Origin of the sequence: Citrobacter sp. wls829 (assembly GCF_005280825.1) — a bacterium.
GTDB lineage: Bacteria > Pseudomonadota > Gammaproteobacteria > Enterobacterales > Enterobacteriaceae > Citrobacter > Citrobacter gillenii.
In genome coordinates this window covers 1-215 of sequence record NZ_SZWP01000084.1, presented here as the reverse complement: position 1 = coordinate 215, position 215 = coordinate 1, and the positions used below count along the sequence as shown (strand labels likewise).

1 pseudogene is annotated in these 215 nt (G+C 47.0%); it reads right to left on the bottom strand.

Annotated elements, in window-relative coordinates:
• A pseudogene (locus FDW88_RS18680) lies at positions 1–182 on the bottom strand (IS110 family transposase); the annotation flags it as partial.
• Positions 183–215: the final 33 nt, after the last annotated feature.

Sequence of the window (215 nt, the reverse complement as noted above, 5' to 3'; positions counted from 1 at the left end):
ATAAAGTGAGAACCGCCACAGGCTTCCATCGCGATGGTTGTTGCCGGGCATGTCGCCAGAAATTCGATTAGCTTTGGTCGGGTGAATTTTTTACGGTAAACGGCCTTCCCACGATGATCCTGACAATGAATATGGAAAGAGTTCTTACCCAGATCGATACCAATAAGCGCAATGTTTTCCATGATGGTTCTCCGAATGAAAGCCTGTCCTCAGCA